At 40.0% G+C, this 26,241-nt stretch carries 23 protein-coding genes and 2 tRNA genes; 6 read left to right on the top strand and 19 right to left on the bottom strand.

Annotated features, from left to right (window positions below; translation table 11 throughout):
- Nucleotides 1–50: 50 nt before the first annotated feature.
- Together I6E24_RS07590 and I6E24_RS07585 are read left to right on the top strand one after the other, a co-directional pair.
- Nucleotides 51–122, top strand: a tRNA-Glu gene (locus I6E24_RS07590).
- Nucleotides 123–163: 41 nt separating this feature from the next.
- Nucleotides 164–235: transfer RNA gene (locus I6E24_RS07585), tRNA-Glu, on the top strand.
- A gap of 68 nt (nt 236–303) precedes the next feature.
- On the opposite strand, the gene I6E24_RS07580 is transcribed toward I6E24_RS07585, so the two are convergent.
- From I6E24_RS07580 to I6E24_RS07570, 3 genes are read right to left on the bottom strand one after another with little or no spacing between them, the layout of a single operon-like run.
- Nucleotides 304–1,014, bottom strand: coding sequence for a 4'-phosphopantetheinyl transferase family protein (locus I6E24_RS07580; protein WP_235327563.1), 711 nt, complete (start codon nt 1,012–1,014; stop codon nt 304–306).
- A gap of 19 nt (nt 1,015–1,033) precedes the next feature.
- The gene (gldE, locus tag I6E24_RS07575; RefSeq protein ID WP_235327561.1) at nt 1,034–2,386 is read right to left on the bottom strand and encodes a gliding motility-associated protein GldE; all 1,353 of its coding nucleotides are present in this window, start codon (nt 2,384–2,386) and stop codon (nt 1,034–1,036) included.
- Nucleotides 2,387–2,416: 30 nt separating this feature from the next.
- Nucleotides 2,417–2,866, bottom strand: coding sequence for a single-stranded DNA-binding protein (locus I6E24_RS07570; protein WP_235327559.1), 450 nt, complete (start codon nt 2,864–2,866; stop codon nt 2,417–2,419).
- Between the two features lie 352 nt (nt 2,867–3,218).
- Here I6E24_RS07570 and I6E24_RS07565 point away from each other — a divergent pair, with 352 nt between their 5' ends.
- The 3 genes from I6E24_RS07565 to I6E24_RS07555 all read left to right on the top strand — a co-directional run bounded on the left by I6E24_RS07565 (nt 3,219) and on the right by I6E24_RS07555 (nt 6,851).
- Nucleotides 3,219–3,494 carry an HU family DNA-binding protein gene (locus I6E24_RS07565; protein ID WP_154042832.1) on the top strand — a complete coding sequence of 92 codons (276 nt, stop codon included), beginning with the start codon at nt 3,219–3,221 and terminating at the stop codon, nt 3,492–3,494.
- A 247-nt stretch (nt 3,495–3,741) separates the two neighbouring features.
- Nucleotides 3,742–5,316, top strand: a complete 1,575-nt coding sequence (locus tag I6E24_RS07560) for an Rne/Rng family ribonuclease (protein WP_235327557.1) — start codon at nt 3,742–3,744, stop codon at nt 5,314–5,316.
- A gap of 161 nt (nt 5,317–5,477) precedes the next feature.
- Complete coding sequence (locus I6E24_RS07555; protein ID WP_235327555.1) at nt 5,478–6,851, top strand: C1 family peptidase; 1,374 nt, start codon at nt 5,478–5,480, stop codon at nt 6,849–6,851.
- 101 nt (nt 6,852–6,952) lie between these two features.
- On the opposite strand, the gene I6E24_RS07550 is transcribed toward I6E24_RS07555, so the two are convergent.
- The 11 genes from I6E24_RS07550 to I6E24_RS07500 form a co-directional block, all read right to left on the bottom strand.
- A complete protein-coding gene (locus tag I6E24_RS07550) occupies nt 6,953–8,209 on the bottom strand; it encodes a peptidoglycan DD-metalloendopeptidase family protein (protein ID WP_235327553.1) in 1,257 nt (418 codons plus the stop codon).
- Nucleotides 8,202–8,735, bottom strand: a complete 534-nt coding sequence (locus tag I6E24_RS07545) for a nitroreductase family protein (RefSeq protein WP_235327551.1) — start codon at nt 8,733–8,735, stop codon at nt 8,202–8,204. The genes I6E24_RS07550 and I6E24_RS07545 overlap by 8 nt, the downstream gene beginning before the upstream one ends.
- An 82-nt stretch (nt 8,736–8,817) precedes the next feature.
- Nucleotides 8,818–10,446 (bottom strand): RluA family pseudouridine synthase, encoded by a 1,629-nt coding sequence (locus tag I6E24_RS07540; protein WP_235327549.1) that lies wholly within the window; start codon nt 10,444–10,446, stop codon nt 8,818–8,820.
- 35 nt (nt 10,447–10,481) lie between these two features.
- Nucleotides 10,482–11,726, bottom strand: coding sequence for an alpha/beta hydrolase family protein (locus I6E24_RS07535; protein WP_235327547.1), 1,245 nt, complete (start codon nt 11,724–11,726; stop codon nt 10,482–10,484).
- Nucleotides 11,727–11,760: 34 nt separating this feature from the next.
- Complete coding sequence (ispE, locus tag I6E24_RS07530) at nt 11,761–12,585, bottom strand: 4-(cytidine 5'-diphospho)-2-C-methyl-D-erythritol kinase (protein ID WP_235327545.1); 825 nt, start codon at nt 12,583–12,585, stop codon at nt 11,761–11,763.
- A gap of 46 nt (nt 12,586–12,631) precedes the next feature.
- Nucleotides 12,632–13,108 carry a hypothetical protein gene (locus I6E24_RS07525; protein ID WP_235327543.1) on the bottom strand — a complete coding sequence of 159 codons (477 nt, stop codon included), beginning with the start codon at nt 13,106–13,108 and terminating at the stop codon, nt 12,632–12,634.
- Nucleotides 13,095–13,295 carry an Arc family DNA-binding protein gene (locus I6E24_RS07520; protein WP_154042841.1) on the bottom strand — a complete coding sequence of 67 codons (201 nt, stop codon included), beginning with the start codon at nt 13,293–13,295 and terminating at the stop codon, nt 13,095–13,097. Before I6E24_RS07520 ends, I6E24_RS07525 begins: the two co-directional genes overlap by 14 nt.
- Nucleotides 13,296–13,303: 8 nt before the next feature.
- Entirely contained in the window at nt 13,304–13,807 is a 504-nt protein-coding gene (locus tag I6E24_RS07515; protein WP_154042842.1) for a hypothetical protein, read from the bottom strand.
- A 36-nt stretch (nt 13,808–13,843) separates the two neighbouring features.
- Nucleotides 13,844–14,797: an SPFH domain-containing protein gene (locus tag I6E24_RS07510; RefSeq protein WP_154042843.1), complete on the bottom strand. Its 954-nt coding sequence runs from the start codon at nt 14,795–14,797 to the stop codon at nt 13,844–13,846.
- Between the two features lie 270 nt (nt 14,798–15,067).
- Nucleotides 15,068–16,390 carry a carboxypeptidase-like regulatory domain-containing protein gene (locus I6E24_RS07505; RefSeq protein ID WP_235327541.1) on the bottom strand — a complete coding sequence of 441 codons (1,323 nt, stop codon included), beginning with the start codon at nt 16,388–16,390 and terminating at the stop codon, nt 15,068–15,070.
- Nucleotides 16,391–16,424: 34 nt separating this feature from the next.
- The gene (locus tag I6E24_RS07500) at nt 16,425–18,620 is read right to left on the bottom strand and encodes an outer membrane beta-barrel protein (protein WP_235327539.1); all 2,196 of its coding nucleotides are present in this window, start codon (nt 18,618–18,620) and stop codon (nt 16,425–16,427) included.
- A 404-nt stretch (nt 18,621–19,024) separates the two neighbouring features.
- On the opposite strand from I6E24_RS07500, the gene I6E24_RS07495 reads away from it, so the two are divergent.
- Entirely contained in the window at nt 19,025–20,281 is a 1,257-nt protein-coding gene (locus I6E24_RS07495) for a M1 family aminopeptidase (protein ID WP_235327537.1), read from the top strand.
- Between the two features lie 140 nt (nt 20,282–20,421).
- Here the strand turns inward: I6E24_RS07495 and serS are convergent, their stop codons facing one another.
- The 5 genes from serS to gap all read right to left on the bottom strand — a co-directional run bounded on the left by serS (nt 20,422) and on the right by gap (nt 26,106).
- A complete protein-coding gene (gene serS, locus I6E24_RS07490; RefSeq protein WP_235327535.1) occupies nt 20,422–21,696 on the bottom strand; it encodes a serine--tRNA ligase in 1,275 nt (424 codons plus the stop codon).
- Nucleotides 21,697–21,785: 89 nt separating this feature from the next.
- Nucleotides 21,786–23,000, bottom strand: a complete 1,215-nt coding sequence (locus I6E24_RS07485) for an OprO/OprP family phosphate-selective porin (RefSeq protein WP_235327533.1) — start codon at nt 22,998–23,000, stop codon at nt 21,786–21,788.
- 67 nt (nt 23,001–23,067) lie between these two features.
- On the bottom strand, nt 23,068–24,000 hold the full coding sequence (locus I6E24_RS07480; RefSeq protein WP_235327531.1) for a diacylglycerol/lipid kinase family protein: 933 nt from the start codon (nt 23,998–24,000) through the stop codon (nt 23,068–23,070).
- Between the two features lie 46 nt (nt 24,001–24,046).
- Nucleotides 24,047–24,961: a tRNA (adenosine(37)-N6)-dimethylallyltransferase MiaA gene (gene miaA, locus I6E24_RS07475; RefSeq protein WP_235327529.1), complete on the bottom strand. Its 915-nt coding sequence runs from the start codon at nt 24,959–24,961 to the stop codon at nt 24,047–24,049.
- A 134-nt stretch (nt 24,962–25,095) separates the two neighbouring features.
- Nucleotides 25,096–26,106 (bottom strand): type I glyceraldehyde-3-phosphate dehydrogenase, encoded by a 1,011-nt coding sequence (gene gap / locus I6E24_RS07470; protein ID WP_235327527.1) that lies wholly within the window; start codon nt 26,104–26,106, stop codon nt 25,096–25,098.
- Between the last annotated feature and the right edge of the window lie 135 nt (nt 26,107–26,241).

Below are 26,241 nucleotides of genomic sequence, written 5' to 3'. Positions count from 1 at the left end.
CACGGGCTACGAAATAAATAAAAGCTGCCGGATCTCCGGAGCATAAGGATGGCCCGTTCGTCTATCGGTTAGGACGCAAGATTTTCATTCTTGAAAGGGGGGTTCGATTCCCCCACGGGCTACGAAATAAATAAAAGCTGCCGGATCTCCGGAGCATAAGGATGGCCCGTTCGTCTATCGGTTAGGACGCAAGATTTTCATTCTTGAAAGGGGGGTTCGATTCCCCCACGGGCTACGAAAAAGAGTTGGACAATGAATATCATTAACAGTGATTCATTGTCCAACTCTTTTTTTATTAGTGTCTCAATCGATGCAGCTATAGGTACAAACAAACTCCTCCGTCAGATAAAACTCGATATTCATCTCTGTTTTCAGAGAAGTTCTACACTCATACGCATTCATAGTTCCATTAAAAACTTTAGAGTGCGCATCTACAACAGTGCCATTACCGGAATGTTCAGAAAACGAGATAGAGTTTATACAAAGATGTTCCAGAAAATCCACCTCACTGGAATTTAGCATCTTAAACATTGTTTCCTTTGCCGACCAGAACAACAAATACATATTGATTCTGAATTCTTCTACGATATCATTATCCGCAATTTCTGAAACTTTTCTTTCTATAAGAGACATTTCATCAGAAGAGACAAACCTGCCAACTACCTTTTTCACCCTATCGGAATGATATTCAATATCAATTCCAATTTCCTTTTCAGGGTGAATAATCACCGCTACAAAACCTTTCGTATGAGATATAGATATCCTGCTCAACGAGTTCTCAAGATAAGGCTTGCCGGATTCATGATGAAGAACACGACATTCTTTCCCTAAAAGTTCACGAAGAAGTACCCTTACAGCCAGATATTCCAATTGGCGTGCCGGTGACTTAAAATTGAAAAAAACCTGTGTGAAAGACTTTTCCGTAAGCAAAGAACGGAGCTCCTCTGCGGTTTCAGTCACTCTCCATATTCCGCAGGCAGCTCCGTCAAATTCCCATTTTCTCAGTATAGGCATGTCTTAAATTTCAAAAAAATCAGTTCTTTTCTTCGCCAGTCTCAGATTCAGGTTGTACTGTAACCTTCAATTTAAGAATTCTTCTGGCATCCATTTCGAGTACCTTGAAAGTATACTTCCCAAACACTATCTCCTCATTCAGCGACGGGAATTCACCCTTTACTGCAAGAATAAAGCCGGCCAGTGTTTCCGCATCATCGGAGACCTCCTCAAATTCTTCAGGATCGGCCTTCATTATCTTATAGAAATCCGAAAGAAGAGTCTTTGCCTCAAACACAAACACTCCTTCAGAAAGCTTAACGTATGTTCTTTCCTCATCATCATATTCATCGTTAATCTCTCCTACTATTTCCTCTATAATATCTTCCATGGTAACTATACCTGACGTACCTCCAAACTCGTCAACTACAATTGCCATGTGAACCTTATTTGTCTGAAAGTCCCTGAGCAAGTCATCTATCATTTTTGTTTCCGGCACAAAGAATGCAGGGCGAATAAGCTTTCTCCAGTCAAAGTCATCACCTTTCTCAAGATATGGCAGAAGATCTTTGATATAAAGTACACCCTTTACGTTATCCCTTGTATCCTGATAAACCGGAATACGGGAATATCCGTTATCGACCACACATTTCAGGACTTCTGAAAATGTTGAGTCAATATCGAGATCAACCATATCAAGACGGGAAGTCATTACCTCTTTTGCTGTTTCTTCACCAAATCGGATTATACCTTCCAACATATTGCTCTCTTCGGAAATCTCGTTTTTGTCCGTCAGTTCAAGAGCTTGCGAAAGTTCATCCACAGAAAGAGACTGTGGCTTCTTATAAGCTATTTTATTGATGAAAACAGTTGAACGAACCAATAATGAAGACAATGGCCTGAACACAAAACTCAATACATTCAGTACAGGAGCCGCCTTACGACTAAAAGCCAAAGCGTTCTGTGCCGAATATATTTTCGGCATTATTTCCCCAAAGAGAAGTAATAGAAATGTAAGAATTACGGTTATGACAAGAAACTCAAGCAATCTTGATCCACCAAAATCGACTACAGATGCAAAAAAGAAATTACACAGCATTATTATCATCACATTGACAAAATTGTTTGAGATGAGAATTGTGGCCAAAAGTCTTTCTGAATTAGCCAATAATGACTTTATACGCTTGTCAGCACTGTGTTTTTCCTCTTCAATATCGCTTAAATCTGATGGCGTCAAAGAAAAGAACGCTATTTCAGATGCCGATACGAAGCCAGAAGCATAAAGTAATAATAATGCTAAAATCAAAGCAATAAAAGCTCCTGTATCGGGAGCTGTAACGGTCACTCCGTTAAATAAATCCGCCAAGCGGCATAAATACGAATCCGGGTCCAAAGAAATAAATTTTAGTTAGACATAAGTTATTTAGAAAGGCAAATCATCAGATGCCTCATCCTGTACGGGAGCTTGCTGTATCGGTTGAACAGGTGTAGCTGCAGGCTGCTGCTGCGAAGCAAATTGCTGCCCACCCTGTTGCGCCGAACGAGGTGTAAGCATTTCCATATTATCACCGAAAATTTCGACTATGTATCTCTTCACTCCATTCTGGTCGTCATACGAACGCGAACGGATTTTTCCTTCAATATATAGTTTGTCTCCCTTGTGTACATATTTTTCTGCTACTTCTGCCCAATTCTTCCATAGAACAATATTATGCCATTCTGTACGTTCCGGAACTTGTGTTCCATTTGCCAGTGTGTAAGCACGGTCAGTTGTAGCCAACGGAAAAGTAGCCACAGCCACTCCACTATCCAGATATCTCACTTCGGGATCCTTCCCTACATTACCTATTAATTGAACTTTGTTTAAAGACATATTCGAAAGTTTTAATAATTCGCATCAAAAATATAGAAAAAAAATGAGAAATCAATCATTTTGCAATATTTTATTGCTACCCCATTGTATGTTAATCAATTTTTATAGAGATAATGATTTTTCAGACAATAAAATTTGTCTACCATTTCTAAGTAGTATAAATATAATGTGAAAACGTATATTAGAGAAACAATAATGCCACATACATGTCTGTACAGACCCCAAAAACAACGTTTTTCGCAATTTTATTGTAAAAATGTCGCAAATAAATTTCTTAAAGAACGAGAAAAGCTATATATTTGCAGACCAAAAATTTAGATAAAGTATAACACAATAATTATTTATTAGCGAAATGACTAAAGCAGATATTGTAAACGAAATTGCAAAAAAGACAGGTATCGACAAAAACACTGTACTGGTTACTTTGGAAGCGTTCATGGGTTCAGTAAAAGAATCGTTATCTAACGAAGAAAATGTCTACCTGAGAGGTTTCGGCAGTTTCGTAGTTAAGAAGAGAGCACAGAAAACAGCTCGTAATATATCAAAGAACACTACAATAATCATCCCGGAACACAATATTCCGGTATTCAAACCAGCAAAGACTTTTACACTTTCAGTGAAGGAATAATTAATTTTAGTATTAACCCTATAAAAATTTTAAAGCTATGCCAAGCGGAAAGAAAAGAAAAAGACATAAAATGTCTACTCACAAGCGTAAAAAAAGACTAAGAAAGAACAGACATAAAAGCAAAAAATAATTGTTAGTCTGTCCCGACTTCAATAAAGAACAAACTTGCAAAGAACTGTTTCAGTCTTTCGGGTTTGTTCTTTGTCTTAATTAAGAATTTAAACAATTTCCATTAAACCAAGAAAAAGTGACAAGCGAATTAGTTGTTGACGTACAGCCCAAAGAGATTTCTATAGCCCTGCTGGAAGACAAGAATCTGGTAGAGTTTCAGAAAGAAGAAAGAAACCTTTCCTTCTCTGTCGGGAATATGTATGTGGGCAAAGTAAAAAAACTTATGCCCGGACTTAATGCATGCTTCGTGGATGTCGGCTTCGAAAAAGACGCATTCCTTCACTATCTTGATTTGGGACCACAGTTTCATTCTTATCAAAAGTATCTAAAGCAAGTCATCAGTGACCGTAAGAAACTTTTTCCTATATCAAAGGCAAACTCTCTGCCGGATATTGACAAAGACGGTTCAATATCAAATATCCTCCAGCAAGGTCAGGAAGTAATTGTTCAGATAGTAAAAGAACCTATCTCTACAAAAGGTCCCCGCCTTACATGCGAACTTTCATTCGCAGGAAGATATCTGGTACTCATTCCGTTCAACGACAAAGTTTCTGTTTCGCAGAAAATAAAATCTAGCGAAGAAAGGACACGATTGAAGCAACTGCTTCAGAGCATCAAGCCAAAGAACTTCGGTATCATAGTAAGAACAGTAGCCGAAGGAAAAAGAGTGGCAGAACTGGATGCAGAGCTGAAAGTGTTGCTCAAACATTGGGAAGAAACAATAACTAAGGTGCAGTCCGCTACAAAACTGCCCACACTGGTATATGAGGAAACAAGCCGCACTGTCGCTATGCTGCGCGACCTGTTCAATCCGTCATACGAAAATATTTATGTAAACGATGAAACCGTTTACAACGAAGTAAAAGACTATGTAGCCCTGATAGCTCCCGAACGCGGGAACATTGTAAAGCGCTACACCGGTCAGCTTCCCATTTTCGACAACTTTGCCATCACAAAGCAAATAAAATCATCATTCGGTAAGACAGTCTCATACAAAAGCGGGGCTTACCTCATTATTGAACATACCGAAGCGCTTCACGTGGTAGATGTGAACAGCGGAAACCGCTCAAAGTCAGCCAACGGACAGGAAGCCAATGCCCTCGACGTAAATTTAGGTGCTGCCGACGAACTGGCACGCCAGCTCAGACTCAGGGATATGGGTGGTATAATAGTTGTCGATTTCATTGATATGAACCTTGCCGAGAACCGTCAGAAACTATACGAACGCATGTGTCAGAACATGCAGAAGGACAGGGCAAAGCATAACATCCTGCCGTTGAGCAAATTCGGCCTTATGCAGATTACACGCCAAAGAGTTCGTCCTGCCATGGATGTAACCACAGACGAAGAATGTCCTGTATGTTTCGGCAAAGGTAAAATCAAGCCTTCGATACTTTTCACAGATTCTCTGGAAAGCAAACTGGACTATTTGGTCAACAAATTAAAAGTGAAAAAATTCACGTTGCATATACATCCGTACGTTGCTGCTTACGTAAACCAAGGTATGGTTTCACTAAAGCGTAAATGGCAAATGAAATACGGATTTGGTATCAAAGTCATTCCTAATCAGAACCTTGCAATGCTGGAATACAAATTCTATGATTCAAAAGGTGAAGAAATAGACATGAAGGAAGAGTTTGAAATCAAATAAATAAGCAAAAAGAAAGAAATAAAAGCTGCATGGCAGTCCTAAAACGAATAAAGGACTCCATGCAGCTTCTTTTTTTAAATGGCATTAAGATATAGATATTTGCATCATCCAACTAAAAATGCCATCTTTGCAGCAGAAATAAAAACAATAACCATAGACACATGAAAAAAACATTATTTACAGCTGCACTAGGAGCAATGGCTATCAGCGCCGGCGCACAACAAATCACAGAATCAGACCTGAAGGATATTCAGTCATCATTCGTGATGGACGCATCAACAAAGGCACTTCAGAACATCATCACAAACGAATCTAACCTAAGAAAGCTCTCGCTCAACAGAGACATTCAGGGTGAAACTGACCATTACTTCAAATATAAAGTGGACGTTAAAGGTATCACGGACCAGCAGCAGTCAGGAAGATGCTGGATGTTCACTTCGATGAACGTACTCCGCCCATCGGTAATGAAGCAGTTCAACATCAAGGAGTTCGATTTCTCACACAACTATAACTACTTCTGGGACATGTTCGAAAAGAGCAATCTTTTCCTTGAAAACGCTATAGCTACAGCAGACCACGATATGCTGGAACGCGACGTTGAGTTCTATTTCAGAACACCTGTAGGCGATGGCGGCGTATGGAACCTCTTCTATAATATCGCAGAAAAATACGGTGTAGTTCCTCAAACTGTTATGCCGGAAACTGCACACTCAAACAATACTACTCAGATGCGTTCTGTGCTCAACGAGCGTCTGCGTACCGGAGGATACGAACTCCGCAATCTGGTAAACGGCAAGAAGAGCAAAAAAGAGATAGCAGAAGCAAAGAAAGCTATATTGAAAGATGTTTACAGAATCCTTTCACTCTGCCTCGGTAATCCTCCAAGCCAGTTCGAATGGAGATACGAAACAGCCAATGGAGAAATCAAGACTCTGAAAACTACTCCTAAGGAATTCTACAACATGATCAAACCGGAAAACTATAACCCGGAATCATACGTCATGATAATGAACGACCCTACACGCGAATACTATAAGGTTTACGAAATAGCAAACTATCGTAATACATACGAAGGTGTGAACTGGGTTTATCTGAACTTGCCTAACGATGTCATCAAAAAAGCCGCTATTGCTTCTATCAAGGGTAACGAAGCTATGTATGCATCGGTAGACGTAGCTATGTATAATTCTGCCGTCGGTGTTTGTCATCCGGAAATGTTCGATTATTCTTCTCTCTTCGGAATAAAGCTTGATATGGACAAAAAAGCAAGAATCCTTACAAGAGAAAGCGGATCTGCCCACGCCATGTCTTTGAGAGCTGTTGACACAGACGAAAACGACAAGCCACTGAAATGGCAGTTTGAAAACAGCTGGGGTTCGTCTGCCGGTCATAACGGTTTCATGACTTTCACAGATAAGTGGTTTGACGAATATCTGTTCCGCATCGTGATAAACAAGAAATATCTTGACGAAAAATCTCTGAAGGCTGCAAAACAGAAACCTGTTGCACTTCCTGCTTGGGATTATATGTTCTAAAAGTCAGATTATAATATAAACAAATAAGAGCCATATCATAATCTCTTTTCAATAAGAGGATTGATATGGCTCTTTTATATTCACCACACGATAAAAATATCTTACATTCCTTGAAGTCTGTTCATCAATGAGTCACGAAGAACAGTATAAGCGGCCATGTTCTGCTGGCTTACAGGTTTCTTAGGCTGCGACTTGATTGTGAGCGGATTTATAGGTTTACCGTTCTCGAAGACACGGAAGTCAAGGTGCGGTCCGGTAGAAAGTCCGGTGGAACCTACATAGCCTATCACTTCTTTCTGCTTCACTGTGGAACCGACTTTCAAGCCTTTTGCAAAACGCGACAGGTGCATATATGTAGTGGTATATACACTGTTATGCTTAATCTTGACATAGTTTCCTCCACCATTAGCCTGATAGGCTTTGGCAATAACCTTTCCGCTACCGATAGCATAAACCGGAGTTCCCGTAGGAGCTGCATAATCCACTCCATGGTGCGCACGATAGCGTTTCAGCACCGGATGATAACGGCTATTGGTAAAGCGCGACGAGATACGGTAGAAATCAAGCGGAGCCTTCAGGAAAGCTCCCTCAAGACTGTTTCCTTTCTCATTGTAATACAGTTCCTCGCCATCCTGAGTGAACGGAATGGCATAATAAGTACTGTCCGATGCACGGAACGAAGCCGCAAGTACATGGAAGTTCTGAAGCGCATTTCCGTCAACATATTCCTGCTCGTATATCACACGGAATTCATCTTCTTTCTGAAGACCGAAAAAGTCAATTGTCCAACCGAATATATGTGAGAGAACTATTGCAAGCTGCGGCGAAGTGTTACAGTCCTGCATGGCCACCCATAATGAAGATTCTATCTTTCCTTTCGCTTCTTTTGTTCTCCATTCCACAGTATTCATTCCGCGCGTAACCTTATAATCTCCTCTGAGGTCGAAAACGATATACGATTTCGGGTCTTCCTCGTAAACAAAGAACTTTGGAGTGGCAAGACTGTCCTTCGAAGTAAACATGGCATACGCTCTTCCGCTTCGTATCTTCCTTACATCGAACACTCCTTCTGTTTTAAGATTAAGATCATGAATGTTCTGCGCATTCAGTCCGTGATCAGACAATATGAACGACAGGTTCTGATTAGGTTTTACTATACCGTATTTCACATTGTATTTATCTACGGGAATACCATATTTGTAAGTAATCTCTTCTACCTCGGCAAAGTCCGTCACTTCCACTTCATCAAGCGATTGTTCTTCACTCTCTATCGAACGGTAGTTGTTTACTGTCAGGACTGCCACAAGCACAACCGCTACAGCCACCAGAGCCAATATTATTTTCTTCTGCTTATTCATACTTATTCCAACTGCTCATTGTGTTAATGTCTTTTCTTATTTTATTTCTCGTTTCACTGTCGGGATAACCCAATGTAATCAGAAGAGGAACTCTCTTGCTACCTATACCAAGCAACTTCTTCACCTTCTTTTCGTCAAACCACCCGAGAATACATGTTCCCAGTCCAAGCTCGGCAGCCTGAAGACAGAAATTCTCCACAGCAATACCAACATCAAGAAGAGAATACTCCTTATCCTTTATTACGCTGCCTATACGTGCCGTAAAGTTCATTTTTTCCAATACTACAGCCACTATCACCGGACACTGCACAGCAAACTTGTTCATTCCCATACCGGCAGCTGCCGATGCCATTTCTGAGAGAAGTTCAGGCTTATCAACAACCACAAACTTCCATGGCTGACTGTTGCATGCCGACGGAGCCAATCTTGCAGCTTCAAGGCATCTGATAATCATTTCCCTATCTACTGGAGTGTTCTTATACTTTCTGTCACTCTGACGTTTCTTTACCAAATCAATAAATTCCATAATAATCTAAAAATTATTATTTTCAATTAGTATTTAAACACCATTTAAATACCGTTTAAACAGTGTTTAAACGATTAATTATTTAAAACGGACTCGGAGACACTATCTCTATCTCCTTATCCGATACCGGATGTCTGAATACGAGTCTTGCCGCATGAAGGCACAGTCGCAGAGCCGAATCAGGGTTTCCATAAAGCTCGTCTCCCGATATAGGACAGCGCAGTCCTGAGACATGAGCCGAATGTACACGCAACTGATGAGTACGCCCGGTATAAGGCTTGAAAACGACTTTTGCCCGCCCATCCTTTACTAATTCAACCTTATATTCAGTTATTGCCGGCTTGCCATTCTCAAAATCAACCATCTGTCGCGGTCTGTCAAGAGGATTCAGACATATAGGCAAATCTATGATTCCACATTCCTGCGACGGGACACCATCCAAAATGGCTACATATTCCTTTGAGATACTCCTTGTCTCGAACTGAGACTGCAACCGGGCATGCACATCCTTGTCCTTGGCAGCGAGAAGTATCCCTGACGTAGCCATATCAAGACGATGAACCACCAAAGGACCGGTAGCGTCAGGATACATCAGTCTTAACCTCTGCTGTACAGAGTCCAAATCATTCTTTCCAGGCACCGAAAGCATACCCGACGGCTTCTCTACCGCCACTATCCATTCATCCTCATACAAAATCTCAAGCGGAGTATCCTTAAACAAGTCCTCTGCCAACGGATTAGGCTCCACATCAAGCCCTACGAGCATGTGTTTCAGAATAGGTTCACATTTACCTTTGCAAGAAGGATAGAAATAGCCGTCGTGACGAATCTCATCTTTGGGCGACATTCCACACCAGAATTCTCCCATAGCCAAAGGCTGCAAACCATGCAGATAGGCATACTGCAGGAGTTTAGGCAAAGCGCACTCCCCTGCTCCTGCCGGCGGCAATCCCTGAGGGGTATCTTTGAATATCTCGCACAAATCTTTGCGCTCACCCTTTGCGTTAAGCATATTAAATTGCCTGAACAGCCACAATTGCAATGCAGCCGAACGAGTCTTTCTCTCTTGCTTCAACAGCAATATCTCTGTTTCAAAACCTTTCACCCGCTGCCCTACTTCATTCAGTCTTTCCTTCCATGAGTTTTCCAGTCTCTTATATTCAGCCTTTTGGAACTGACTCTCACGAATCATGGCATCCAGTTCTTCAGGCGAAAGATTGCCATCAGCACGTTTTTCGTCTCTCTCCTTTTTGCTTCTCTTCAGTTCCTCTTTGGCAGATGCCAAGAAAGAAGATGACTGGAGCTTTGTATCTTCCAGCTCTTTCTTTGCCAAAATATAAGAATCACTCTTCGATATATCGCAGATACGCCTGTTCAAGGCTGATATTTCCGCTTCCTCTTTTCTGAAATAGCCGTCAGGATTCAGCAGGTCATATACTGGTGGAACGAAGAAATCGTGCATATTGCTGCCGGCGAGATTTCCCGAGAAGGCAGCCAGATAACCGATACTTCCGTCCGCAGTCCTTACTATCAGTACGCCAAACATCTTGCCTTTACCGATTTCATCCTGCCATTCTTGGCGAGTAGATAAATAAGACCGAACCTCACCCGCTGCAATTCGTGTCAGCGGATGAGGTGTATAATGAAAAGGGAATGTAAATTTCTCCGGTAGAGAAACTCCCTCTATATTCTGTTTGAAAAAATGAATCACTTCTATCTATCCTCCAAATTCAAACAAATGGTGAATTATAAATTATTAATCCAATTGGCAATATCCTTCAGAACTTCTTCGGAGCAGGTCTCTTCAATATTGTAGTAATCTACCGCAGTCTCAGGCCTACAATGCTGAAACAGGTGATTGAGTCCAGGATATTCTTTTATAAGGTTCTTTGGATTCTTATCGCCCAAAAGTCTCCTGATATTGTTCAAATTACTTTTTGAAATAACCTGGGCATCGTAGCTGCCGTTTATTGCCATTACAGGTATGGTTATTTTTTTCAAATCATTTTCAGGATTGTAATCCATGAAAAACTCCAGCCACGGATTTTGGGGCTGCATGGACATTTCCTTTCTCACTGTATTTACACTGACATTAGCCTGAATACCCTTCAACTTCAACAAAGCATTCTGCTGTTCGGCCAGCAGAGTATCGCCCTTGATTCCAGGACCTGCCATACTTACTATGAAATCCGGTTTCTTATCTGCTGCAAGCATAAAAGCTATCATTCCACCTTCGCTATGACCAAGGACACCAACTTTTCCGAATTTTCCACTTTTCCTAAGCCATTGCAAACCGCAATCCGCATCCTCGGCAAAATCCTCGGAAGTTGCATTCTTTACATCGCCACCGACCGACTTTCCTGTTCCCCTGTCATCGTACCGCAAAGAAGCGATACCGCATTTTGCCAGATAATCGGCTATCACGAGAAACGGCTTATGTCCAAAAACCTCTTCATCGCGGTTCTGTGAGCCACTGCCGGTAACCATTAACACCACCGGCACTTTTTTATTCGGATTATAGCCTACCGGATACGTCAATGTTCCTGACAGTTTTGCATTAGCGTTCACATTACTGAAAGTAACCTCCTCAGTGCCATAGATATACGTTACTGTAGGTTCCTGAGGTCTGTTCGGTTTATTAACTTCTCCCGGTCTAAGTTCAAGCGGAAAAGACATGCCGAACTGATTGAATTTTCCTTTAATCACGCCATCGACAAGTTTTCCATTATAAGTCATGTTTATAGCAGCCACGCTTAACGAGACGGAATCCTCTGTCAAAATCTGAAGATTTACAGGGATACCTACAGCACTTTGTGCCGGAACATCCATCTTACACGACGGCTTGCCGTCTTCTTCATACTGAAAATGAAAAACGATTTCCAGTTTCTGGTTTGCGGCAGTCAGCATACCTTTCCACGTACCGTTTATCTTTTGTGCGTATGATACAGAAGCAACCGAAATAAGTAATATAAATAAAAGAGATTTTTTCATTATATGGATTCAGTTATTACATATTTATTATGGCTTAAAACATTTCTCTCTGACGACAGAAACATCCGGCAAATTTCTCGTCCACATTTTCTATAGGCTGACGGAAAAGTCCATAGACAGAAGAGCCGGAACCGGACATTGAAGCATACACAGCACCGAGGTCGTACATCTTGTCCTTAATGGCAGCAATCTCAGGATACAGCGCAAAGACACTATCCTCAAAATCGTTTACCATCACGTCTTTCCACTTCTCCACGGGCATCTTGATTATTTCTTTAAGGGACAATTCAGGTCTGTGAGGCTTGATTTTCGAAAAAGCGTCACGCGTTGACACGAAAATATCCGGCTTCACCAATACTATATAGTAATCAGCCAACGAAAGTTTGACAGGCTCGAATATATTACCTATTCCGGTTGCAAATACAGGCTCATTGCGCACAAAGAAAGCACAGTCAGCACCAAGTTTTGCCGCATATTCTTCCATTTTCTCCAGACTCAGTCCCAAAGCGAATTTCTGATTGAGCATCTTAATCATAAAGGCACAATCGGAAGAACCGCCTCCAAGGCCTGCCCCACTCGGTATATGCTTGAAAAGATGAATATCGACAGGAGCAAGATTGAAATCCTGTTTCAGGAGTTTATAAGCCTTGACCACAAGATTGTCATCCGGATTGCAATCAAGAGCATTACCCTTCATACTGATTTTATAATCAACACCCTCCTCTTCCAATGGTTTTACTTCAAGGGCATCCTGAAGATTGATAGGGAAAAACACTGTTTCAAGGTTATGATATCCGTCCGGGCGTTTTTCGACTATATTCAAGCCCAGATTTATTTTGGCATTTGGAAATGTTATCATTGTCGTAGAATTTATAATTTCTTCAAATATAGCACTTATGTTTTAATTATTTGTTCCTGATAGCAAAAATATAATAGACCATTATTGAAAGCAACATTGCCGTTACAGATATTCCTATAGCAGGATTTGCCCAAGGATAATTGATGGACAATGCGTTGAAGACAAGCATCAGACAGATAAGAATATTTACAATTCTCATTAACCGAAGCGCCATAACATATTGCTTCACAATATTCTGTCGTGATATTCTCACCGGGAAACGTATATATTCCACCGGAGTGTAAGGACATGTAAATACCAGCAGACAAACAAGAAGATTTATCAGGAAACCTGCCAGCGTATCCTTATTTTCAAATCCACTATTCGCCACAAAATATATACATCCAGCTATTACCATCAGCGCTGAAACCGCCTCAAACACCCTGTCAATCAAAGAAGGATGATACTTGATATTTATATCCTGATCATGAACCGAATATGGCCCAAGATTTATATTAAAGAAATGTATTCTAATCTTTTTCATCGTCTGTCACCCTTTCTTTTCGTGTTTTCTTCAGTCGGCCACTTTTTCTCAATGCCTCGTTGATTATCCACTGAAGCTGACCGTTGGTACTGCGGAATTCATCCGCAGCCCATTGCTCAATGGCTTCCATAGTTTCCGAATCCACACGAAGCACAAAACTCTTTATCGAACTTTCTTTTTTGGCCATAATATTGTTTATTCCAGTTTACCTGAATAATATGAATAGTAATTATTGAATACATTAAGTGATAGAAATGCGCCAAATAGAATTGAAATTGCCACCAGACGCAATATCATATCCATAAGTCCTGTTACTCCACATTTAAAATAGTAAGAAACACAAAGAATCAATACTATCATTAAAGTATAGAAAGCGAAGAGATATAAAGCACACACCACTCTATTCTTAATGTACAATCGGTCTGTAAAGTTATTCAAGACAATATATTTGAATTCTTTTACCGGCTTGAAATATCTATAAGCATAATACAATATAGAAAGGACTAAAAGCGAGAGTAATAATCCATAAACCAATATCTCGTCTTCAACCGGTTCTACAGATTGTATAAAAAATTTTACAAAGCCATTAACCGAAATAACCAAAGTCATTACTATACTCAACAGCATCGGTATGAAAGAGGATACTCTTGTAGAACAATAATATCCCTTTCTCCTATCAAAAGACTTCATCCTAAACATAGCACTGTAAATATAATTCAAAGAAAAACAAATCTATCAATGATGCAATGTACCAGTATTAACCACAGGTTGTGCAGCCTCATCAGCACAAAGAACAACCAGCAGATTGCTTACCATTGCAGCTTTACGTTCCTCGTCAAGTTCCACAATCTCTTCATCTGAAAGTTTGTCAAGAGCCATTTTAACCATCGAAACCGCACCTTCAACGATTTTTTCCCTCGCACTGATGATTGCAGATGCCTGCTGGCGACGCAACATCACAGCCGCGATTTCAGGAGCGTATGCCAGGTAGTTTATCCTTGCCTCCAGAATTTCAATTCCCGCCATAGCCAGACGTTCATTCAGTTTCTGCTCCAACTGTTCATTTATCTCCTCACCACCGGAACGCAGAGTCAGTTCATCAGCTTCCGACTCATTATTATCGTATGCATACTGTCCTGCCACCTGACGCAAAGCTGCATCACTCTGTATGCGTACAAAATTCTCAAAAGCATTCATGCGGCTGCCCACAGTACTTCCAACAGTTACTTCCTTACCATTAGAAGTTGAAGTATTAGCTATTGTCTGAGAGTCAATTTCAAACATTGCCTTGTAAGTATCCTTCACCTTCCAAACAAGTACAAGACCTATCAGTACAGGATTACCAATTTTGTCGTTCACCTTTATAGGCTCAACATCCAGGTTTCTTGCACGCAAAGAAAGTTTCTTCTTATCCATAAAAGGGTTCACCCAAAAGAATCCAGTTTCCTTGAATGTTCCTTTATACTTTCCGAAGAAGACCATCACCCTGGCCTCATTAGGTTCCAACTGCATATATCCGCTCCAAAATATCAACCATACCAAAATACACAATGCACCTACTATATACAAAGCTATAAGCCCTGGAAGGAAGCAAGCAACTGCAGCTCCTGTAAGCACTACCAAATGTAAAAACAAGGCTAAAAAGCCATTCATCTTAAAACCTTTGTAAACTAATTCTCTTGTGTCCATAATTATAAGATTAAGTGATATTATTTTGATATCACAAATATATGGATTTAATTTTACTTTCAAAAGAAATTAGAGATTTTTTTATACTCTAACATGTAATTATATCCTTTTAAAAAAAGCCTCACAAAGCCTATAAAAAAAATGTGGGCAAATTCGACTTTAAACTTGCCCACATTTTATCTTAAACTTGCCCACGTTTTTTTATGACGTTTGAAACTAAAAAAATGAATGTGTATTACCTCATTAAACCATAAACTTGATAGCCTGTTATTACTGACTATCCATATTCAGTCGTGACATTTCGTAACCCAAACTGAAAGTTCCGGCGTTCCCAGTTTCATACGACAAATTTAATTTGGCCGCAAACAAATCCCAGTCCGCCTTACGGTAATAGTCCATAGATGTTTCAGCACCGTCGCTTTCCCATTCACGGATATTGCCACGGTTCCGGTCAGTCTTATGAAGATAATCACCGAATGCGTTCATCTTCCAACCATTCTTCCAGTCGTTTGTATAATACAGATTCAGATGGTTGCTGACGGACTTGTCAGCCACATAGCTGAGATTCCTGATAAAGGTCGAAGTTCCTTTGTCCGGTATCATGGAAAGCGTATCGTTTGAGAACGTATTGCCTTCGCTGTATTTGCCTTCATATTTCAAGCCGATCTCCGATTCCGGAGAAAAATGATAAGACACCCCTCCCGTATAGGCATGGCTTTCGTTGAAGATTTGTTTTTGGTTCAGGTTAGTCAGATTCCAGATTGTGTCACTTTGAGTCTGCTGGTAAACGTCAAGATCAGAATCCTTCTTTCCTCGGTCATAATTGTAAGAGAGAAAGAAGTCCCAGTTCTTGTAGTTGTAACTCCCGTTCATCCGGTAATTCTGGCTGAGATGATTTCCCTGCAGCAGATTACCACTGACATTAAAGGCAAGTCCTTCGCCCAGACGTCTGGTCTTGATCTCAATTACCGCACGCTGCTCCGAGTGATAACGCACACCCGTATTCGTCACCAGCCTGACAGACTGAATCTGGTCAATAGCCAGATTGTCCAGTTCTGTACGGTCTGTAACTTCACGGCCGTTGATGTAATAGGTAGGAAGACCTCTGCCTATCACCTCAATGTCTTCACCACGTTTCTGTATGCCGGGTATCTTGCAAAGCAAATCATCCAGTGTGGTTTGTTTGGCAAGAATCGTATTCGGTATATCAGCTGTAATTCCTTCCTTATCCAGCTTGAAGGGTTTCCTATATGCTGTTACCTCCACACCTTCAAGCTCGTTCTGTGACAGTTCCATTTTAACTACCGGCAGTGTGATATCCGTATTGACCTGTATATTCTCATACAATGTCTCATAGCCCAGATAAGAATAACGGATGATATATTCACCCTTATTGACAGATGTATTATACACTCCGCATGAGTCAGATACCGCACCGGTGACAAGTGTGCTATCTGCCTGATTCAGAAAAGCGACATTTACCATCGGCATCATCGAATTTTCCGAATCTAAGATTGTTCCTTTTATATTGTGCTGACTGTAAACAGGCAGTATAATCATACTGCCCATTATACCTAAAAACGTTTTTTTCATTGGTCAAACTTTAGAATTCATAAGGATAAGCGCATTATCTTCCAAAGCGTGATGAATCCACTTCCTTCTTTTCCTTACTGATACTGCCGCCAAAGCGGTAAACAAATTTTACAGAAACAGTACGGCTGTATTGTCCCATATTCAAATCAATATGCTGCCCTGCATAGCGGTTTCTCACCTTCATACGCATAGTATCGAATAGGTCAGAACATGTCAGGCTCAGCGTTGCCTTATCCTTCAGGAAGTTCCACTGTGCCCCTACATTGACAGTAAAGACCGGTTTCGTATCGCTGATACCGGAAATCATGCTTGAACGGTACATCGCATCCAGGTCAAAGCCCACATTGGAACCTACCGAGAAATGATTCTGCATGGCAAGCATACAGGCCCATTTCTTGCGGTCAAAAGGAATATACCAGAAGTTGTCGCAACGGTTACGGTCATTGACAACAGTAGCATTTACCTGAGAAGACAGCCACTCGCCGATATTGAACGGAATGTTGGCGCTCATACCGAAGGACTGGTAATAGTTCCAGTTCTGCGTGCGGTACACAAGTGCCAGACGGTCTTTTGCCTGATACATATCCATTGTGAAATAATCGTTGGTACGCTCATAGAACAGCGACAGCATATACTGCTGCAAGAAAAGATAATTGGCATTTACACTGTACACATTGGCAGGACGAAGTCCCTCGATGGTCTGAATCTCTTCGTAGGCATTCATGTAAGTAGTACTGGTCTGCATATCCCAATAAGTTGGATAGTCCTTTTCTGATGATACCCCCAGCATGAACGTATGTTTCTCCGAAGGCGAATAGGTCAGACTAGCCTGCGGATAGACCGCCCATTTATGATAGTCACCGATGGAGTAATACTCACCGGTTGCCGAGAGAGAAAGTGACAGTCCGTTTTCAAACTCCTTGTCGAAGCCTCCATAAAAGTTGGTAATCTGCTCATAAAGACGTGAAGAAGAATTACCCACATCATCCTTTCCTTCAGTCTGATTGAAGAACTGAGAGTTCTTGTTGTCCGTATAATCATATCGGACACCGTATTTCAAAGTCCAGTCATTGGCAAGACCGTGACTCTGGTCGGCATATACAGAGAACTTACGGATTTTCTGGTCTGAAGTATAGTCAAGTAACTGGCGTGTATTGTCAGTCAATTCACTTTCAAGACGATTCTTGTCATTCATGGTGTAGTCCGTATAATCCATACCAAAATCAAGTCCGAATCCGGAAGAATAGCGGGCAAAAATTTTGTGCAGACGGCTGTCCTGCAACTTGTCATTGTGACTGTTCTGGAAGTTTCCGTTCACATCAATCGTACCTTTACCATTATCGGAAAGGGCACCGTTGTAACCCACGCTCAATTCATTATCCTCGTTTATCTGATAGCCATATTCAGCATAGATATTATGCATCCAGCCCTTTGTATTGATTTTCTGTGTCTGCGTGATGTCATATATTTTTCCTTCATAGGTATGCTGGGATGCCAGCTCCATCACAGTCATTATGTGCGAATAGCCCGGATTGTAAGATACATTCAATGATGACTTGCCCTTCGTCATCAGGAAGTTTACATTGCCGCTGTAACTGCTGAAATACTGGTTGCTGTAGGTTGCCGACAGTTCACCCTGGATAGTATTGTCGTCAGCCTTAGCAGTCACAATATTGATGGCAGCCCCGCGCACATGATATTCGGGAGGTGTATTATACATCACCTCGGCTGTCTGCACTTGCGAAGCGGAAGTATTCTTCAGCATCTCAATCAGCTGTTCCTGTGTCAGCGTACTTGCTTTTCCATTCAGGATAACCGTTACGTCCTTTGCGCCCACCAGTGAGAGTTTGCCGTTCCTGTCCTGCACACCAGGCAACTTACAGATAGCTTCGTAGGCATTATTGACGATATGCTTTTCTGAGATTGCCGAAATATCGTAATTCAGCTTTCCCTGTTCCACGGTAACAAACGGGCGTTCTCCCTCGATAACCACTTCTTCCAGATTGTAGTCTTTTGCTTCCAAAGTAATAATACCGGCATCACGCGCCTGTCCCTTAACCTGTCTGGTCTGATAAAGCAGATGCTGGACTATGAGCTGATAATTCTCTGGTTCGGGTTCAAGCACGAATGTACCGTCTGCTGCAGATATAGCTGCACCCAGATAGGTTGAATCCGGTAGCTGCATGACGATGGTAGCACCTTCTACCGGCTGCTTGTTTGTATCTACCACTTTTCCAGTTGTCTGACTGAAAGCAGATGTTGAAAAAACAATACAGATCAAGGTGCATATTATAATTCTTCTATTATACATTATTGGATGATAATTATAAAATGGGGTTCATATAAAGGATTTTTGTAAAAAGCCCTCAAATGTACATATTATAAGTAGAAATTCTGTCTATTAGTTTCATAAAATTCACCATTCTACAAATCCCAGGGCCACAATTAACCTTTAATTCCATTTGAAATAATTGTTTTATATATTTCTTTTTCTAACTTTGCTTTTAGCATTCATAATAACAACATTATCCCCAAAAAGGAATGGGCTGCCTGACACAATATGAAAAATACAATACTTGGAATGAGATTAATTATTTCATAACAATACTGGTTTTAACAACTAGCCATATATCAATGGCAGATGAGATAACAAATTACAGACTTCACATCAACAAAATAAACCAGGAAGCTTGTAATCTACATATCACATGCTCTTTCTCATTGAATTTCCAGGACGCAGACAGTGTCAGCATGAATTTTGGCGGTGGTCAGGAATTTTCAATAGACAATCTGAGGATTGACGATAAAGAGTTTGAATATGAATATAACCTCAAATCAAAGAATATTGTTTTCCACAAAAGGGAGACACAGACAGTACAGGTTAATATGGATTACGATTATACTAACTTGTCAGCATTTTTCATATATGGAGAAGGAAATGCAGAACTTTGGGAGAGCAGCTTCGGAGAATACTATTATCCGTATGTTCCGAACACATATATGAACGTTACCATGAATGTGGCAACACCGGATTCTCTGTCCCTAATATGCTCCTATCCCCTGAAATCTGCTCATTCTAAAGGATATAGCGGCAGATTGCAAAACATATTGTCTCAATCACTCACACTGGCTTTCATCCAGAACGATGCTTATCAGCAGACCAGGGAGTATATTCCTAATGAAATATTCATTTATCAGATAAAAGATATGGAATGCAGTGATAAGCGTTACAAAGAACTGCTTCAACTGACAAAAGCAAGCATTGATTTTTTCAACAGAATTTATGGTGAAGATTATATCTCAAAAGAAAGAAACGTAATGACATTACCTACATATCTGTTCCACAATGGAAAAGGATTCAGCAACAGATATAACATCGGATTCATTTCCGCTTCACAGGAAAAATTCTCTACATATCCTGACATTTACCCGCTGGTACATGAAATAGGACACAGATGGCTGGGTGAATGGACTCTCCTTATTGACGACGGAGAGCCCGGTGCTTATTTCATCAAGGAGTCTTTGAATGAGTTTATGACACTAATGTTTATCCGTCAGTTCTATGGTCCTGAATCATACATGACGCAGATTGAAAAATGCAGAACCGAGTATAATACAATCAAAGGGACTCCCCAAGACGAGCCAATTGTAAATATGGTAGAAAATAACAACAATACGATTGTTTACAGAAAAGGTCCTTTGGTACTGGACTATATTGCGAAAGAAATAGGATATGAGGAACTTATGAAAGTCATATCCAAATTCTATCAGAAATACGCTGGAAAATATCCTTTGAAATACATGGATTTTATCAATCTGCTAAATGAATGCAATACAGCAACCGGTAATAAACTAGATCTTTTGCTAAGTACTCAAACATTGTATTTGTAGTTAAAATATTTCAAATCTTAGACTTAATATTAATAATAGAAATTCTAATATAAAGGAGTTTGTAATATATGAAGTGACCCCTAAAAATTTTATCAAACTTTTAGGGGTCACTTCATTATATATTCCGTGTTGATATACTATTAATCGATGATATCAAAGCCGCAATATGGAACCAAAGCTTTAGGTATCTTTATACCTTCAGGAGTCTGATTATTTTCCAATAAAGCAGCTACTATTCTTGGCAAAGCCAAAGCTGAACCATTCAATGTATGACAAAGTTCTGTTTTCTTGTCTGAGTTTCTGAATCTGCATTTCAGACGGTTTGCCTGATAAGTATCGAAATTAGAAACAGAACTTACTTCCAACCATCTCTGCTGAGCCTCTGAATAAACCTCGAAGTCATAACATATTGCAGCAGTAAAACTCATATCACCACCACAGAGACGAAGAATTCTATATGGAAGTTCCAACTTCTGCAACAATCCTTCTACATGATCCAACATCTCCTGATGAGACTGTTTTGAATGTTCAGGTTTATCTATTCTTACCAACTCAACTTTAGAGAATTCATGCAGACGGTTCAATCCACGAACATCCTTTCCATATGAACCAGCCTCGCGACGGAAACACTGAGTGTAAGCACAATTCTTGATAGGCAACTGCTTTTCGTCAAGGATTACATCCCTGTAAATATTTGTCACAGGAACCTCAGCTGTAGGAATCAGATACAAATCATCAATATTACAATGATACATCTGACCTTCCTTGTCAGGCAACTGACCTGTTCCATAACCTGATGCTGCATTCACAACTGTAGGAGGCATAATTTCTTCATATCCAGAAGCGCGTGCCTCATCGAGGAAGAAATTGATAAGTGCTCTCTGTAGTCTTGCTCCTTTACCTTTGTATACAGGGAAGCCTGCGCCTGTAATCTTCACACCAAGGTCAAAATCAATCAGATCATATTTCTTTGCAAGTTCCCAGTGTGGCAACGCGTTCTTTGGAAGTTCTGTTTCCATACCGCCTTGTTTTACCACGACGTTATCTTCAGCGCAAGAACCTTCAGGCACTTCATCATAAGGAACATTAGGGATAGTGTACAATATTTCCTGCATTTCTTCAGAAGCTTTGTCCATTTCAGCCTGCAATGTCTTGCTGGCTTCTTTGAATTCGGCAACCTTATTTTTTGCAGCTTCTGCTTCTTCTTTCTTGCCTTCCTTCATCAGCATTCCAATACTCTTGGAAAGTGAATTTACCTCAGCAAGATTTCTATCTAGTTGATTCTGAGCATTACGTCTTCTGTCATTGCATTCCAACACTTTTGCTATGGCTTCTTTAGCATTAGCAAAATGCTTTTTCTCAAGTCCACGAATAACCTTATCGGTATCCTCTGTAATTTGTTTAATAGTGAGCATATTTTTCTACTTTTATAAACGTTCCATGTAAAAATATGTGCAAAGATATATTTTTTTTATCAATTATACAGAGAGACTAAACTTTTTAATCAGAAAACAGGCAAAGTATAGACCAATCCCAATGAAACGCGCTGCTGATTATAGCTGTTTGCTCCATATTTTCTGGCCTTATCTGTCAGATGAGTATTTTTATGGAGCAAATGGAGATACACTATCAGTTCACTGTCTGACATTGGATAGTATTCAGCACAGAACTGTACATTCCATGTCCTTCTATAGTTACCTGCCTGAAAATCTTCAGACGACTTATATACGTTGCCCAATTCGTATGCTCCTTTCACATACAAATTGAGATGAGGCGAAACTCTGTAATCCAAATTGGCTATTGTAGTAAAATACTCTACATTTCTGGCTGTAACCACAGCATTGTCCTTTGTATCATAGACAGATGTCACAAGTCCTTTTGAGTCCAAACCTTCACGCGAATACATAAAATCTATATATCCAAGAAAAGGTTTCTTATCCCATACATTTCCACACGTAAAATAAAATATATTCTTTCCTTTTGCCAATTGTCCGTATGAAAGTGAATATCTTAACTGCATAGCACGATCAACAAAAAAGCCATCCCAGTTTACTGTCCCTAGCACAGGTATTTTCGAATCTTCAATACCTTTTGGTAAACCATACATAAACTGATCCTCAATAGTAGAGTTTCTATTATTTGTCACCTGAAAGTTCAACATCTGATTTTGGTTGATACTATATGCCATATTCAACCCTACCTGATAGGCAGGTATGGTATTATTGAAATCAGAATAATGCCTCACTTTTATCGCATTCACCCAGCATTCATATCCGCTGAACTGCACAGGCTGTTTGCCCGCAGTGAGATGCCAACGGTCATTCAACTGCCACCCAACCATAGCCAACTCCACCGAGCCGGCAAGATTATCCAGCGGAATGTTAGGATTTGTATATTTATTGAACGACTGTCTGAAATGATATGAAAACTTTTCTCTGAAAGCTCCAAGAACTTCCAATCTGACACGGTGCACCTTAAAAGCCATGTTTTCTAAAGAGCCATTGGTAAAAGCCGCATCTGCAGCAGTACAAAACTGTATGTTCATATTTGCCCAATCAATGTCTCTCCTACCGTCAGTCACACGTTGAAGCAATGTTTTTTCTTCTGCAGGAACTAAAGACAAATCCTGTGCAATCACACTTATATTTACTCCACAAAAAAGAAACAGCAATACTATTGCTAAAAAACAATTATGACCGAATGAAAATGCTTTAAACATAAAATATAAATATTCATTATTATTCATTAACAATGAAATAACACCAAATGTTCAAGAGAAAATTTATTTAACGTGGTATTATCAAAGTGAGTGCCTCTGGCATTATAGAAACTTCAAAAGGATAATACTTGTCAGTCCAGATACGTCCGTCTATACTTATTTCCGCGTTTCTAGCACGCAAAACTTTTATTGATTTAGTTCTATATGGCTTGACAATCTTATGATTCAGCAATCGTCCCTGCTGAAGCATCCACAAACCGGATATAAGTTCCCGAAGCTGAGGTCTGTATATTACTGATACATCCAACCATCCATTATATGGAACTGCACTGGGAGTTAACCCATACCCTCTGCAGCTACCAATACATACAGCCATAATACGCCCCTTGATATGTTCATTATTCAGCTTTATGTGCATTCTATGCAATTTACGTTCAAAGGCCACCAAAATCAAAGAAGACAAATACGATATAAATGGAATTCCCCAAAAACGCTTTGTTTCATTAGTTATCATCACTATTCTGGCACCCAAACCCATATATAAAGCATTCAGGAAAAATCTGTTATTGTGAGTTTCTCCGTTAAAATACTCCAAAACACCAACATCAACTTTTCTAAGACGTCTGTTTATCAGTACATCAACCGCTCCCTTATAATCATCAGAATCAAGACCCCAATATTTTGCAAAATCATTTCCAATACCATTAGGAATGATACCAAAAGCTATTGAATGTTTATCCTCCACTTCCGACTGCATTATTCCGTTAACAGCATCATTAATAGCTCCATCACCTCCAACCACTACAATGGTCTTGTATCCATTATTAGCCATAGTCCTGGCCAAACGTTCCACAGAGCCAAAACCTTCAGATTGTACATAGTCATACATAACGTTCTGACTATCCATATATTCACGGATTTTAGCCCATCTTTTCTGAGCTTTTCTGCTTCCGGCCTTGGGATTATAAATTATTCCCCATCTGTTAGGTTCTACTGCCATATATTTAAAGTTTTATATATAATACTAATACGTACTGCACATTCCGTCACGCGTTCATCAGATTCAGGATTGCTTCAATTTTCTGCTTCATGTTCCATTCCGCATTTATCCAATTAATCGTAAATCCTCTCCTTTCCATACCTCGGAACCATGTCATCTGACGTTTTGCAAACTGATGTATTGCAATCTCCAATTGCTGACACATATCTTCGTACGTCAAATTTCCTGTCACATAAAGCGTTAGATACTTATACTCCAAACCATAATAAATAAGATCCTCGGGATGAATTCCTGAGTCCAATAATCTTTTCACCTCATCCACCATTCCCTCATCAAGTCTTTGGCGCAGACGGTCGGATATTTTTTTCCTTCTCAGTTCACGGTCAATATCCACTCCAATTATTAAACTGTTAAAAGCAGGGAAACTGCGTGCCTCAACATTATTTTTTAAATAATATTCTTCTATTTCAATAGCCCTGATGGCACGTTTGGCTGTATCAACATCAGTAGAATTATGTAATTTCTTATATGTCGAAAGGATTTCTGTAAGTTCATCCAGCGACTTATCAGCAAGGCTTTCTCTCAATTCCTTGTTTTCAGGTACAGGTATAAGCTTATATCCTTTTAATACAGACTCAATATACATTCCTGTACCTCCACATAATATGACATCTCTATTTCTCGACTTTATATCCTCAAAAGCACTTAAAAAATCTCTTTGAAACTCAAACACATTATATTTATAACCCGGGTCAGCAATATCTATCAGATGATAAGGCACATTATATCCATCCACCACATAATCCTTAAGGTCTTTCCCTGTACCGATATCCATTCCGCGATATATCTGCCTGCTGTCACCGCTGATAATCTCTGCGCCGGTTTCCTTTGCCAGGGAAGCCGCCAGGCTCGTTTTTCCCGAAGCAGTAGGTCCCAATATGGTTATAAAATCATATTTCATAGAGTAATGATATTTATTCTTGAATATTCTGTCTACAAAGATAGTTTATTTTACATTAAAGATACAAAAAGAGCATAAAAAAAGAGCCACCCTGAAATCAGGGTAGCTCTTCATATTTGGTTTCGTATTACTAATTAGCAGTTTACAGAAGCCATGTGAGCGATCAAATCCAATACTTTGTTAGAGTAACCGATTTCGTTGTCATACCAAGAAACAACTTTAACGAAAGTATCAGTCAAAGCGATACCAGCTTTAGCATCGAAGATAGATGTACGAGTGTCACCCAAGAAGTCAGAAGAAACAACTGCATCTTCAGTGTAACCAAGAACACCTGCCAATTCGCCTTCAGAAGCTTCCTTCATAGCAGCGCAGATTTCAGCATAAGTAGCTGGTTTAGCCAAGTTAACTGTCAAGTCAACTACAGATACGTCCAAAGTAGGAACACGCATTGACATACCAGTCAATTTACCGTTCAATTCAGGAATAACTTTACCTACAGCCTTAGCAGCACCAGTTGAAGAAGGGATGATGTTACCAGAAGCAGCACGACCACCTCTCCAGTCTTTCATAGAAGGACCGTCAACTGTTTTCTGAGTAGCAGTTGTAGAGTGAACTGTAGTCATCAAACCGTCAGTGATTCCCCATTTGTCGTTCAAAACCTTAGCGATAGGAGCCAAGCAGTTAGTAGTACAAGAAGCGTTAGAAACGAACTGAGTACCTTTAACGTATGTTTTTTCGTTTACACCGCAAACGAACATTGGAGTATCGTCTTTAGAAGGAGCTGACATAACTACATATTTAGCACCAGCTTCGATGTGAGCCTGAGCTTTTTCTTTAGTCAAGAACAAACCTGTAGATTCTACTACGTATTCAGCACCTACTTCGTTCCATGCCAATTCTTTAGGATCTTTGCAAGCTGTTACGCGGATTTCATTACCATTAACAATCAACTTGCTGTTTTCAACGTCAGCAACGATTGTACCGTCGAACTGTCCGTGCATTGTGTCATATTTCAACATGTAAGCCAAGTAATCTACTGGGCACAAGTCGTTAATACCTACGATCTGGATATCGTTTCTTTTCTGGGCTGCACGAAATACGAAACGGCCGATACGACCGAAACCGTTAATACCTACTTTAATCATTTTGTTTAAATTTTTAATGGTTTTATAATAAAGTTTGAAAACTATTAGATTTAATCAATCTTCTTACTTGATATAATCAATCTCAAGTTTTACAATGCAAAAGTAATGATTTCTTTTAAAACACAACACTTACAC

This window comes from Bacteroides caecigallinarum (assembly GCF_021530995.1).
Classification (GTDB): domain Bacteria; phylum Bacteroidota; class Bacteroidia; order Bacteroidales; family Bacteroidaceae; genus Phocaeicola; species Phocaeicola faecigallinarum.
Note: the sequence above shows the minus strand (reverse complement) of the source record. Positions and strands in the feature narration are given on the sequence as shown.